The 10,594-nt window shown below is 72.5% G+C and carries 14 protein-coding genes and 1 tRNA gene; 8 read left to right on the top strand and 7 right to left on the bottom strand.

Going from position 1 to position 10,594, the window contains the following annotated elements:
* Both ACLBXO_RS22560 and ACLBXO_RS22555 read left to right on the top strand, forming a co-directional pair.
* On the top strand, positions 1 to 690 hold a 690-nt coding region (locus ACLBXO_RS22560), incomplete at its 5' end, for a CheB methylesterase domain-containing protein (protein WP_447686752.1).
* Positions 687 to 1,550 (top strand): CheR family methyltransferase, encoded by an 864-nt coding sequence (locus ACLBXO_RS22555; protein WP_331313665.1) that lies wholly within the window; start codon positions 687 to 689, stop codon positions 1,548 to 1,550. The genes ACLBXO_RS22560 and ACLBXO_RS22555, both read left to right, overlap by 4 nt.
* Positions 1,551 to 1,704: 154 nt before the next feature.
* Here the strand turns inward: ACLBXO_RS22555 and ACLBXO_RS22550 are convergent, their stop codons facing one another.
* On the bottom strand, positions 1,705 to 1,965 hold the full coding sequence (locus ACLBXO_RS22550) for a hypothetical protein (RefSeq protein ID WP_331313664.1): 261 nt from the start codon (positions 1,963 to 1,965) through the stop codon (positions 1,705 to 1,707).
* On the opposite strand from ACLBXO_RS22550, the gene ACLBXO_RS22545 reads away from it, so the two are divergent.
* From ACLBXO_RS22545 to ACLBXO_RS22530, 4 genes are all read left to right on the top strand, one after another.
* Positions 1,964 to 2,365 (top strand): hypothetical protein, encoded by a 402-nt coding sequence (locus ACLBXO_RS22545; RefSeq protein ID WP_331313663.1) that lies wholly within the window; start codon positions 1,964 to 1,966, stop codon positions 2,363 to 2,365. The two genes, ACLBXO_RS22550 and ACLBXO_RS22545, sit on opposite strands and share 2 nt — an antisense overlap.
* Positions 2,366 to 2,518: 153 nt before the next feature.
* Entirely contained in the window at positions 2,519 to 3,535 is a 1,017-nt protein-coding gene (locus ACLBXO_RS22540; RefSeq protein ID WP_447686751.1) for an asparaginase, read from the top strand.
* Between the two features lie 306 nt (positions 3,536 to 3,841).
* Positions 3,842 to 4,747 carry a tetratricopeptide repeat protein gene (locus ACLBXO_RS22535; RefSeq protein ID WP_331313662.1) on the top strand — a complete coding sequence of 302 codons (906 nt, stop codon included), beginning with the start codon at positions 3,842 to 3,844 and terminating at the stop codon, positions 4,745 to 4,747.
* A gap of 134 nt (positions 4,748 to 4,881) precedes the next feature.
* Positions 4,882 to 5,415, top strand: coding sequence for an isochorismatase family protein (locus ACLBXO_RS22530; protein ID WP_447686750.1), 534 nt, complete (start codon positions 4,882 to 4,884; stop codon positions 5,413 to 5,415).
* A 47-nt stretch (positions 5,416 to 5,462) separates the two neighbouring features.
* Here ACLBXO_RS22530 and ACLBXO_RS22525 read toward each other — a convergent pair whose 3' ends face one another.
* The 6 genes from ACLBXO_RS22525 to ACLBXO_RS22500 all read right to left on the bottom strand — a co-directional run bounded on the left by ACLBXO_RS22525 (position 5,463) and on the right by ACLBXO_RS22500 (position 9,879).
* Positions 5,463 to 6,059 (bottom strand): sigma-70 family RNA polymerase sigma factor, encoded by a 597-nt coding sequence (locus ACLBXO_RS22525; RefSeq protein WP_331313660.1) that lies wholly within the window; start codon positions 6,057 to 6,059, stop codon positions 5,463 to 5,465.
* Positions 6,056 to 6,304, bottom strand: coding sequence for a NepR family anti-sigma factor (locus ACLBXO_RS22520; RefSeq protein WP_447686749.1), 249 nt, complete (start codon positions 6,302 to 6,304; stop codon positions 6,056 to 6,058). Before ACLBXO_RS22520 ends, ACLBXO_RS22525 begins: the two co-directional genes overlap by 4 nt.
* A 405-nt stretch (positions 6,305 to 6,709) precedes the next feature.
* Positions 6,710 to 7,468 (bottom strand): SDR family oxidoreductase, encoded by a 759-nt coding sequence (locus ACLBXO_RS22515; protein ID WP_447686748.1) that lies wholly within the window; start codon positions 7,466 to 7,468, stop codon positions 6,710 to 6,712.
* Between the two features lie 17 nt (positions 7,469 to 7,485).
* Positions 7,486 to 8,700, bottom strand: a complete 1,215-nt coding sequence (locus ACLBXO_RS22510; protein ID WP_331313657.1) for an ABC transporter substrate-binding protein — start codon at positions 8,698 to 8,700, stop codon at positions 7,486 to 7,488.
* 318 nt (positions 8,701 to 9,018) lie between these two features.
* The gene (locus ACLBXO_RS22505) at positions 9,019 to 9,237 is read right to left on the bottom strand and encodes a hypothetical protein (protein ID WP_331313656.1); all 219 of its coding nucleotides are present in this window, start codon (positions 9,235 to 9,237) and stop codon (positions 9,019 to 9,021) included.
* A gap of 567 nt (positions 9,238 to 9,804) precedes the next feature.
* Positions 9,805 to 9,879: transfer RNA gene (locus ACLBXO_RS22500), tRNA-Thr, on the bottom strand.
* Positions 9,880 to 10,088: 209 nt separating this feature from the next.
* Between ACLBXO_RS22500 and ACLBXO_RS22495 the strand changes: the two genes are divergently transcribed.
* Complete coding sequence (locus ACLBXO_RS22495; protein ID WP_447686747.1) at positions 10,089 to 10,349, top strand: hypothetical protein; 261 nt, start codon at positions 10,089 to 10,091, stop codon at positions 10,347 to 10,349.
* Positions 10,346 to 10,549 (top strand): hypothetical protein, encoded by a 204-nt coding sequence (locus ACLBXO_RS22490; RefSeq protein ID WP_447686746.1) that lies wholly within the window; start codon positions 10,346 to 10,348, stop codon positions 10,547 to 10,549. The genes ACLBXO_RS22495 and ACLBXO_RS22490 overlap by 4 nt, the downstream gene beginning before the upstream one ends.
* Positions 10,550 to 10,594: the final 45 nt, after the last annotated feature.

Below are 10,594 nucleotides of genomic sequence, written 5' to 3'. Positions count from 1 at the left end.
CCCGCGCCGGCGGCCGCGCCGGCCGCGGCGCATCCGGCGCCGGCCGCCGCGGCGCGCCCGGCGACCCCCTTCACCCTGCGGCCCAAGGTCCGCACCCGGTCTCAGCCCCGGGCCCTTCTGATCGGCTCCTCCACGGGCGGGCCGCGGGCCGTGGGCGAGATGCTGGAGGGCATCGGCGCGGCCGCCCTGCGGCGCCTGCCGGTCCTGATCGTCCAGCACATGCCACCGATCTTCACGGCGGTCTTCGCCGAGCACCTGTCCACCCGCACCGGGCTCCCGGCGGCCGAGGGCAAGGCCGAGGAGCGGGTCGAGCCGGGCCGCATCTACGTGGCCCCGGGCGGCCGCCACATGGGGCTGGCCGCCGGGGCCGGCGGCCCGATCATCAAGCTCACCGACGGCCCGCCGGTGAATTTCTGCCGTCCCGCGGTCGACGTCCTGTTCAAGGACGCGGCGGTGGTGTTCGGCGCCGCCACCGCGACCGTGATCCTCACCGGCATGGGCTCGGACGGGACCAACGGCGCCCGGGCGCTCACCGAGGCCGGCGGCCCGGTCCTCGCCCAGGACGAGGCCACCAGCACGGTCTGGGGCATGCCGGGCAGCGTCGCGCGGGCCGGGCTCGCCGAGGCCGTGCTGCCGCTGCCCGAACTCGCGACGGCGCTGCGCGCCATGATCACGGGGCAGCCGGCATGACCGAACTCGAGTTCGAATTCCTGCGCACCTTCCTGAAGCAGCGCTCCGGCCTCGCGCTGACGCCGGAGAAGCGCTACCTCGTTGAGAGCCGGCTGACCCCGGTCTGCCGCCGCTTCGGGCTCGCCAGCCTCGGCGACCTGATCGGCACCCTCAAGCTCGCCCAGAACAGCACGATCGAGCGGGCCGTGGTCGAGGCCATGACCACGAACGAGACCTTCTTCTTCCGCGACCGGATCCCGTTCGACCTGTTCCGCGACACGCTCCTGCCCGACGTGCTGGCGCGCAATGCCGGCCGTCGCCGGCTGCGCATCTGGTGCGCGGCGGCCTCCACCGGGCAGGAGCCGTACTCGCTGGCCATGCTCCTCCAGGAGGCGGCGCCGCGGCTCGCCGGCTGGCAGGTGGAGATCGTCGCCACCGACCTGTCGACCGAGGTGATCGAGAAGGCCAAGCTCGGGCTGTACAGCCATTTCGAGGTCCAGCGCGGCCTGCCGGTGCAGTGGCTGATCAAGTACTTCACCCAGGTCGGCGAGCAGTGGCAGATCGCCCAGAGCCTGCGCAGCATGGTGGATTACCGGCAGCTCAACCTGCTGCACAGCTTCGCCTCGCTGGGCCAGTTCGACGTGATCTACTGCCGCAACGTGCTGATCTACTTCGACGCGCCGACCAAGTCGGACGTCCTGGCGCGGCTCGCGGCGCAGCTCGCCCCGGAGGGCGCGCTCCTGCTCGGCGCCGCCGAGACGGTGATCGGCCTGACCGACCGGCTGTCGCCGAACCCGAAGCATCGCGGCCTCTACGGCCACGCCGAGGCCGCGGCGCGCCCGGCCGAAGCGGCGCCGCTGCGCATGGCCGCGAGCCTCTGAGCGGCGCGATCGGGGTTCCCGGCCGCGCCGACGCGGCCGTCCCGTCACCGAGGCCGTCCCTTCACCGCGGCGGGGATCCGGGCGATCGCGGAAACGCGGCCTTAAGGATCGCGTGGGTAATTTGCACACGGACCCGCCGCCGGGCGAATCCGGCTCATCCGTGACCCGAGCCCCCAATGAGTACCGTCTCATCCACCGCGACAGCGCAGCTCGCCGCGCAGCGATGGTCGCCGCCGCCGTCGCCCAAGACCCAGATGTCCGACACGATCAGCAGCGCGCTGTCGGCCGGCACGATCAGCAGCACCGACGCGACGGCGCTCACGAGCGCCCTGAGCAGCATCGATTCGAGCCTGTCGTCGGACAGTTCCGCCTCGAGCAGCACCGCGACAGGGTCGAAGCTCGACCCGTCCTCCATGAAGGACCGGATCGACGGCCTGATCGCCGATCAGGTCAGCAGCGGCAGCCTCACCGCCGACCAGGCCACGGAGCTGAAGAACCTGTTCGCCAGCCACGGCCGGAGCACCCAGAGCACCGACGCCGCGGGCGACGGGACCGGCGACGTCGCCGGTCCGGACGGCCCGCCGCCCGGGCCCCCGCCCGGCCCGCCCCCGGGAGACGCCGCGGGCGGCGCCGGGACTGGCCTGTCGGCCTCAGCGTCGGCCTCGACCACCTCGGCGGCGGGGACGACGAACGACCTGCTGTCCACCTTCATCCAGCAGCTCCAGAGCAGCCAGTCGGGCAGCGCCGGCTACGGGGCGAGCGGCACCGCCAACAGCGGCACCGTCTCGGCGCTCCTGGTCGACTTCCGCAGCTGAGGCCGCGGCCCGTCCCGGCGAGGGGCCGGGGCGCGAGGTCGGGGCGCGCTCGGCGGGCCTCCCGCCCGGCGCATCGCCCGCCTGCGCGCGGCGGGGTCGACCCCGGCCGCGCGACGCGGCATCACGGCGGCGGACAGGGTCGGGAGAGACGGCATGGCGGCAGGATCGGGGACCGGGTTGCCCAAGGTCGCGTTCATCGGCACGGGCGGGACGATCTCGTCCCTCGGCCGCGACGCCCTCGACATCCTCGACTACACCGCCACTGACCGGCGCCTCGAGGCCGGCGCGATCCTGGACGCCGTCCCGGAACTCGCGACGGTGGCCGCGGTGGTGCCGGTGCCGTTCCGGGCGGTCCCGAGCCCGGCGATCGGCTTCGCCGAGTGGCGCGACCTCGTCCGCCTGTGCGAGCGCCTCGCGGCGGAGCACCCGGATCTCGCCGGCATCGTCATCGGGCACGGCACCGCCACCCTGGAGGAGACCGCCTACGCCCTCGGCCTCACCCTGACGGTGGATCTGCCGGTGGTGCTGGTCGGCTCGCAGCGGCCGATGAGCGCCCTCTCCACCGACGCCAAGCTCAACCTCGTGGCGGCCGTGCGCACGGCCGCGGCGCCGGCCTCCCGCGGGCGCGGCGTGCTGGTGGTGCTCAACGACGAGATCCAGGCGGCCCGCGAGGTGACCAAGACCTCGGTGGCCCGGCTCCAGACCTTCCGGACCCCGGATTTCGGCGTGCTCGGCCACGTCGACGGCGAGTCCGTCCGCTACTATCGCCGCTCCGAGCGGGCGCACGCGCCGGGCACGCCCTTCGACATCCGGGCGCTGTCGGCGCTGCCGCGGGTCGACATCGCCTACGGGTACGCCGACGCCGACGGCACCGCGGTCCGGGCCTTCCTGGCCGCCGGCGCGCGCGGCCTCGTCGCGGCCGGTCTCGCCCCGGGCATGACCCCGCCCGCCGAGGCCGACGCCCTGGAGGCGGCGGCCGCCGCCGGGATCGTGGTGGTGATGTCGACCCGGGCCGGCAGCGGCGTGGTCCCGCTCACCACCCGGCTGCGCAGCCGCGGCATCCTCAGCGCCGACAATCTCACCCCGCAGAAGGCCCGGATCCTGCTCGCCCTGGCGCTGACCGTCACGGCGGAGCCCGAGGCGGTGGCGCGGCTGTTCGCGACCTACTAGGGGCCGCGCCCGCCGGGCCCCGGACGCTCCCCGACGCGCACGGGCCGCCACGCGCGAGCCCGTCGCGCGCCTGCGGGACGCGCCGGCGCGGCGGGCCGCATGTGCGATTTGGTCCAGAAAGTCCTGCCGGACCCGGATAGGTCACGGATCAGTTCGGTGCAGTCCACCTGAAGGGGCCTCGTCCCGGAAGACTGTCATCGGACGGAACAAGGTTCTGAAAGACGCCATCAGCATTGCGGAAGATGCTCGGGATCGGCTTCCGCGCAGGGCATGACGGTTCGCGTGCCCGCACAGGGATTCACGGCCATGCGCGCGACATCCATCGTTTCCATGACGCTGGCGCTCTCGGTCCTGTCCGGACTGGGCGCCCGGGCGGAGACCGCCCGGAGCGCCTCCGCGACGCTGGCCACCGGCGCCAGCGCTGCCGCGATGTACAATCTCGGGATCCTCTACATCAATGGACAGGGCGTGAAGCAGGATTTCGGCACGGCCGGACGCTGGTTCGAGAAGTCGGCCGCCGGCGGCGACGTCGACGCCATGCTCAACCTCGGCAGCCTGTACTACAACGGCCAGGGTGTGAAGCAGGACTACGCCGCCGCGGCCGCGTGGTTCGAGAAGGCCGCCCGGGCCGGCAACGCCGAGGCGATGAACAACCTCGGCAGCCTCTACGATGCCGGCCAGGGCGTGACGCAGGACTACGCCACCGCCCGCAGCTGGTACGAGAAGGCCGCGGCCGCCGGTGCCGCGTCGGCCATGTACAATCTCGGGCTTCTCTACACCAACGGTCAGGGTGTCGGGCAGGATTACGGCGCGGCCGCGTCCTGGTTCGGGAAGGCCGCCGCCGGCGGCAACGTCGACGCGATGAACGCCCTCGGCAGCCTGAACCTCAACGGTCTGGGCGTGAAGCCGGACGCCCCCGCGGCCCGCCGCTGGTTCGAGAAGGCGGTCGCCGGCGGCAACGTCGACGCGATGAACAACCTCGGCAGCCTCTACCTGAACGGCCAGGGCGTGAAGCCGGACGACGCCGCGGCCCGCCGCTGGTTCGAGAAGGCGGCCGCCGCCGGCCACGCGGAGGCGATGAACAATCTCGGCTTCCTCTACCTCAACGGTCGCGGGGTGAAGCAGGATTTCGACGCCGCCCGGCGGTGGTTCGAGAAGGCCGCCGGCGGGGCCGCGGCCGCGGGCGTCCCCGGCGACATCGCGCTCCGCTAGGGCAATGCGCCGGCGGGGTCGCGGTCGAGACGCGCACCTGTCATGCCGGTGGGCGCGGTCCCGAACGGGCCGGATGGGACGCGGATCGGGCGCGTCCGTCTCCGACGGGACCCCTCCGCAGGGACCAGACATCGATGCCGCTGATCGACTCCGCCCGCTCGCTCCTCCTCGTCATCGACGTTCAGGTCCGGCTTATGCCGACGATCGCGGAGGGGGACGGGGTCGTCGCCAATGCGGGCCGCCTCCTCGCCGCCGCGCGGCTGCTCGACGTCCCGGTCCTGGTCACCGAGCAGAACGCCGCCGGCCTCGGGCCGACCGTGCCGGCCCTGGCGCCCGAGCCCGGGACGGTCTTCGCCAAGATGAGCTTCGGCGCGACCCGGACGCCCGGCTTCCTCGAGCGCCTGCCCGCGGACCGCGACCTCGTGGTCGGCGGCTGCGAGGCCCATGTCTGCGTGCTGCAGACGGTTCTCGGGCTGCGCGAGGCCGGTCGCCGCGTCGCCGTGGTGGCCGACGCCGTGGGCTCGCGGCGGATCGGGAACCGGGAGGCGGCGCTCGCCCGGATGGCGGCCCACGGCGCCGAGATCGTCACCACCGAGATGGTGGCGTTCGAGTGGCTCGGCACGGCGCGGCACAGGCGGTTCCGCGACGTCGTCAGGCTCATCAAGTAGGCTCCGCGACGGTCCTCGCGGCGGTCCTCGCGGCGGCCGCGCGCGCCTCAGGAGCCGTCGAGGGCCGCGCGGGTCTGCGGGTCGGGTCCGATATCGTCGGTGCCGGTCATGCCCAGCACCTCGATCAGGCGGGTCCGGGCGCGGCTGACCCGGCTCTTGATCGTGCCCACCGCGACGCCGCAGATGGCCGCGGCCTCCTCGTAGGTGAAGCTCTGGGCGCCGACCAGGACGAGCGCCTCGCGCTGGGCCGGCGGCAGCTGGTTCAGCGCGCTCTGGAACTGCGCCATCTCCATCCGGATCTCCTGCTCGGGGAGGGCGGTCAGGCGCCCGGCATGGACGCCGTCGGCGTCCTCCACCTCGCGCTTGCGCTTGCGCTGCTCCGAGTAGAACAGGTTCCGCAGGATCGTGAACAGCCACGCCGTCAGGTTGGTCCCGCGGCGGAAGCTGGCCGCGTTGATCCAGGCGCGCACGAGCGTGTCCTGCACGAGGTCGTCCGAGCGGTCGAGGTCGTAGGTCAGCGAGAACGCGAAGGCCCGCAGCGCCGGGATCGCCCCCAGCAGGAGGTCGCGCATCTCCGCGTCCGCGCCCCGGGGGGCCGGACCGGACCCGCTCCCCGCGGGGGCGGCTTGCAGCATCAGGGTCATCGCGAGGCCTCCGTGTCGGAGTGGGCGGCGAGTTCGTCGAGCAGCGTCCGGAGCCGGTCCGGAATCGGCAGGGCCAGGACGCCCGCGTAGTGCAGGCGCAGCCCCCGCCCGATCCGGTCCCGCGCCCCGTCGTCGATCGGCCGGCCGGGGCTGCCGTCCGGCACCGGGCGGGTCGCGGCCGCGGCGCCCGTTCCGGCCGCGTCCGCGGCGCCCGGAATCCCTGGATCGTCCTCGGTCCCTGACATGGTCGCGCCCCCCGGTCGTGCGCGATGGGGCCCCGAGGGGCCCGGCGCTCCGCCGGACCGTTGTCCCCGTCGGTTCGGCGAAGACGCGTCTCATCGCCTTCCGGCAGCGCTGGTAGGCGCGACGGATTTAATCGGTTCTGAACTCCGCATTCATCAAATTTTAATCTTGAAATGGCCCAGCTTATGCCGGATTTAATCCGTAAAATTTCAGATACAATTCAGAAATACTTGTTTTTAGCTTGGCCGTGACGACACTCATCCTTCGCACCTGAACGGCGGATGAGTGCGCCGCACCCCGGGCCGGGACGTCCCGGCCTCTCGGCCGATCGATGGGCATCGCGGCCGGCCGGGCCGACGGTCGCCGCGCGCGTCGCGCCCCGTCAGAGCGCGCCGCGACGGCCCCGCTCAGAGCTTCACGCCCTCGAGATAGCCGCGGTTCCAGGTGGGGCTGATGAGGATCTCGTTGACGCAGACGGAGGCCGGCAGGCGGGCGACGAACAGGATCGTCTCGGCGAGATCCTCCACCTGCAGCATGCGTCCGCGATCTTCCGCGGTGACGGGAACCGGCCGCTTGTCGAGGAGGGGCGTCGCGACCTCGCCGGGGCAGATGCAGCAGGACCGGATCCCGTGCCCGCATTCCTCCTGGTTCAGGCTCTCCGAGAGCGCCACCAGCCCGTGCTTGGCGGCGGAATAGGCGGGTCCCGTGAGTTTGGACACGTAGCGGCCGGCCCAGGAGGAGACGTGGACGATCAGGCCGCTCCCCTGCGCCCGCATCGTCGGCAGCACGGCCCGCGACGCGTAGAAGGGGCCGTTCAGGTTGACGCCGACCACGGCGTCGATGCCGGCCGGCGTGATCGCGTTCCAGCCGCGCTGCGGCACGTTGAGGCCCGCGGAGTTCACCAGCAGGTCGCAGCGCCCCCAGGCGGCGTGGACCGCCTCCCAGGCCCGCTGCACGTCCTCGGCCACGCCCATATCGGCGGGGGCGACCAGGGCCTCGCCCCCCGCCGCGCGGACGAGATCCGCGGTGCGGTCGAGGGCGTCCCGCCCCCGGCCCGTGAGCGCGAGCCGCATGCCGGCCCGGGCCAGCGCCAGGGCGGCCGCCTGCCCGATCCCGGATCCGGCCCCCGTCACCCAGGCGACCTGCCCGTCGAGCGCGCGCATCATGGCGTTCGGCTCCGTCGCTACGGCTTGGCGACGAGCGGGCAGCCGCCGTCGGCCAGGGGGCGGAAGGCCTGCTCGGCGGGGATCGTCTCCAGCACCTTGTAGAGGTCCCACGGGCCCTTCGACTCGGACGGCGCCTTCACCTCGAACAGGTACATCGGGTGGGTCTTGCGCCCGTCAGCCCGGACCACGCCCTTGCCGAACAGCGGGTCGTCGGTCGGGTTGGCCTTCATCCACGCCATGGTCTTCTGCGGGTCCGTCGACTTCGTCGCCGCCACGGCCTTCAGGTAGTGCAGGAGCCCGGCATAGACGCCGGCATGGTTCATCGTCGGCATGCTGTTGCCGTTGCGCGGGTAGAACCGCTCCGCGAAGGCCCGCGTCCCCGGGTTGAGATCCCAGTAGAACGACTCGGTCAGCACCAGTCCCTGCGCGGTCTGCAGGCCGATCGCGTGGACGTCGACGGCGTAGATCAGCAGGGCGGCGAGTTTCTGGCCGCCGTCGGTCAGCCCGAACTCGTGCGCCTGCTTGACCGCGTTGACCGTGTCGCCGCCCGCGTTGGCCAGACCCACCACCTTCGCGCCCGAGGCCTGCGCCTGCAGCAGGAACGACGAGAAATCGGTGGCGGGGAACGGCACCCGGGCTGCGCCCAGCACCCGCCCGCCGCCCTGGTCGACCACCGCGGTGGCCTCGTTCTGCAGCGAGAGGCCGAAGGCGTAGTCGGCGGTGAGGAAGTACCACGTGTCGCCGCCGCGCTTGAGCATGGCGCCGGCCGTGCCATGCGCCAGGGCGTAGGTGTCGTAGGTCCACTGGATCGTGTTCGGCGAGCACTGCTTGCCGGTCAGCTCCGTGGTGCCGGCCCCCGAGTCGATGAAGATCTTGTTCTTCTCGCGGGTGACCTGGCTCACCGCCAGCGCCACCGAGGAGGTCGGCACGTCGAGGATCGCGTCGACGCCGTCGCGGTCGTACCACTGGCGGGCGATGGCGGCGCCGACGTCGGGCTTGTTCTGGTGGTCGGCCGAGACGATCTCGACCTGCACGCCCGGCTCGGTCTTGGCGAAGTCCTCCACGGCCATCTGGGCGGCGACGACGGAGCCCTTGCCGCCGGTATCGGCGTAGACGCCCGACATGTCGTTGAGGACGCCGACCTTGACGCGGATCGGCTCGGCGGCGGCCGGTCCGGCGAGCGCGGCGAAGCCGATCGCGACCGAGAGGACGCAGCTCCGGATCAACGCCATGGCAGACCGTCCTCCGCGGCACGTTCTTTCTTTCGGCCAGGAGGCCACGCTGGCATCCCAGCGTCAAGCAGCGGTCCGCGACCGGATCCGGGACCCGCGAGACAGGCCGGGGCCGGATGTGTCGCGGCGGCGGTGCCGACGGGATCGGGCCGGTGCGTCCTCGCGAGGCCGCCCGTCGGGACATCTGGGCCGGTGCGAAGACCGGGCCTCCGCCCGGTCGCGGGCGCGCCGGCGGAGCGCCGCAGGCGGCGGTTCCGGAGGGGCAGCCCGACGGGACAGGGCGGGGCCCGACCGCGGCCGCGGTCGGGTCTCACGCGCTCAGCGGTAGACGGTGCAGCCGTTGACGTCCCCGCTCGGCAGGAACTCGCAGTTGGTGACTGGCGGGATGATCCCGTCGTCCGTCAGGGTCGAGACGGCCGCCTCGCTGATCGGCGGCGAGGTCAGCATCACGGCGCCGAACGCCAGGCTGGCGGCGGCGAACGCGAGACTGAACAGCAGGACGTTGCGCCGGAGCGCGGGAAGCCGGGCGGTGGCCATGGATGTCCTCCCAAGCGGCGCAGTCTCTGCGCCAGCGGAGAGGCTAGGCTGCGGGGTGTCGGTGCGCGTCCCTCGAACGGGGGACGGGGGCGCGATTTCGCGCGACCCCTGACCGAGGGTTCGCCGGGCTAAGGGCGGTCGCGCCCGCCGCGGGGGGCTCCACGCCCGCTCACCAGAGTCTTGAGGGGGTCACCAGGTCGCGGGCGTGGAGGTCGATCACCGTCGACCTCTCGACCATGGCGCCGATCCGGCCGGCGCGGTGTATCATTTTGTAACATCGGCCGTCGCTCGCGCATTCGTGCAATCCGCGACGCCGACGGCGATCCACGCCCGCCCGCTCCGGTCGGAGTTGGTGCCGAGCGGGCGTGGACGGCCGGAGGGGGCTTAGGCCACCGACAAGCTCGGCCGTAGCCGACGGGCGTTGCCGGATGATGTCCACGCCGCGGGGGCGCCGCCGCCCCAGTCCGGGGAGGTCGGCGAGCGGCCTGCGCCGCTGTCCCCCGAGACCCCGGTCGGGACTCCGGAGCCTCCGCCGAGGCGAGGGCAGCCCTCCGGTCTCGAAGTTCGTGGTGCCGGCGGAGGGGATCGAACCCCCGACCTTCGGTTTACAAAACCGCTGCACTACCGCTGTGCTACACCGGCAGGCGCTCTGAAACCATTGAGGAAATTGGCGGTTTCGGTGCGTCAGGAGCGTCTTTGACTACGTTTGACGGCGTTTCGTCAAGGCACAGAACTCGGCACATTCCGTTCACCGCTCGTTCGCGTTACCCTCCGAGCGAGCCCAGCAAGCCGGCCCCCGAGAAAATCGGGGGTCGGCACAAGAGTCGGCACAGCCCACGGCACAGGATCGGATGGCTAAGGAACCCGCGACCGTCTCCGAGCTGCGCAAGTCCGCCGAGGTCAGCGATCAGGAGATCGACGCTGCGGTCGACGCGGTACTAGCGGATTTGGCGACTGAGGCCTACCCGCTCGCGAAAGGCTGGACGCTCGACCTCGTCGAGACGCTCCGTACGAACACCCGCGCGGCCGAAGCGCTGACCACCGACAAGCCCGCCTGGAAGCGGAACATGGTCCGGACCGCGATCCTGCTGGCTCATCCGGTGAAGGGATGAGCGAGACCGATCCGAGCGCCGACCGCGCGGCGACCATCGAACGTCTCTCCGAGCGGCTGAGCGGCTTCGTTCAGGGTATCGGGATGAGCGGCGCAGACGCGCGCGAAATCATCGACCGCGTGATTGCCTCCGAGCCTCTAGCCGGGGACGGCGACCTGATGGCCAAGGCCCGCACCTGGATGCTGATCGCGCTGGGGTAGCGGCATGCCCGACGCGGCCGCCTCGATCATAGAGGCGGTTACGGC

It is taken from the genome of Methylobacterium sp. C33D, assembly GCF_053345825.1.
This window is presented reverse-complemented; position numbering and strand designations above follow the sequence as displayed.

What these genes read in the sequence shown, in the direction of transcription:
- ACLBXO_RS22555 (WP_331313665.1), top strand. Translation starts at nt 687, where the DNA reads ATGACCGAACTCGAGTTCGAATTCCTGCGCACCTTCCTGAAGCAGCGC.
- ACLBXO_RS22545 (WP_331313663.1), top strand. Translation starts at nt 1,964, where the DNA reads ATGAAGGACCGGATCGACGGCCTGATCGCCGATCAGGTCAGCAGCGGC.
- ACLBXO_RS22550 (WP_331313664.1), bottom strand. Translation starts at nt 1,965, where the DNA reads ATGGAGGACGGGTCGAGCTTCGACCCTGTCGCGGTGCTGCTCGAGGCG.
- ACLBXO_RS22540 (WP_447686751.1), top strand. Translation starts at nt 2,519, where the DNA reads ATGGCGGCAGGATCGGGGACCGGGTTGCCCAAGGTCGCGTTCATCGGC.
- ACLBXO_RS22535 (WP_331313662.1), top strand. Translation starts at nt 3,842, where the DNA reads ATGCGCGCGACATCCATCGTTTCCATGACGCTGGCGCTCTCGGTCCTG.
- ACLBXO_RS22530 (WP_447686750.1), top strand. Translation starts at nt 4,882, where the DNA reads ATGCCGCTGATCGACTCCGCCCGCTCGCTCCTCCTCGTCATCGACGTT.
- ACLBXO_RS22525 (WP_331313660.1), bottom strand. Translation starts at nt 6,059, where the DNA reads ATGACCCTGATGCTGCAAGCCGCCCCCGCGGGGAGCGGGTCCGGTCCG.
- ACLBXO_RS22520 (WP_447686749.1), bottom strand. Translation starts at nt 6,304, where the DNA reads ATGTCAGGGACCGAGGACGATCCAGGGATTCCGGGCGCCGCGGACGCG.
- ACLBXO_RS22515 (WP_447686748.1), bottom strand. Translation starts at nt 7,468, where the DNA reads ATGATGCGCGCGCTCGACGGGCAGGTCGCCTGGGTGACGGGGGCCGGA.
- ACLBXO_RS22510 (WP_331313657.1), bottom strand. Translation starts at nt 8,700, where the DNA reads ATGGCGTTGATCCGGAGCTGCGTCCTCTCGGTCGCGATCGGCTTCGCC.
- ACLBXO_RS22505 (WP_331313656.1), bottom strand. Translation starts at nt 9,237, where the DNA reads ATGGCCACCGCCCGGCTTCCCGCGCTCCGGCGCAACGTCCTGCTGTTC.
- ACLBXO_RS22495 (WP_447686747.1), top strand. Translation starts at nt 10,089, where the DNA reads ATGGCTAAGGAACCCGCGACCGTCTCCGAGCTGCGCAAGTCCGCCGAG.
- ACLBXO_RS22490 (WP_447686746.1), top strand. Translation starts at nt 10,346, where the DNA reads ATGAGCGAGACCGATCCGAGCGCCGACCGCGCGGCGACCATCGAACGT.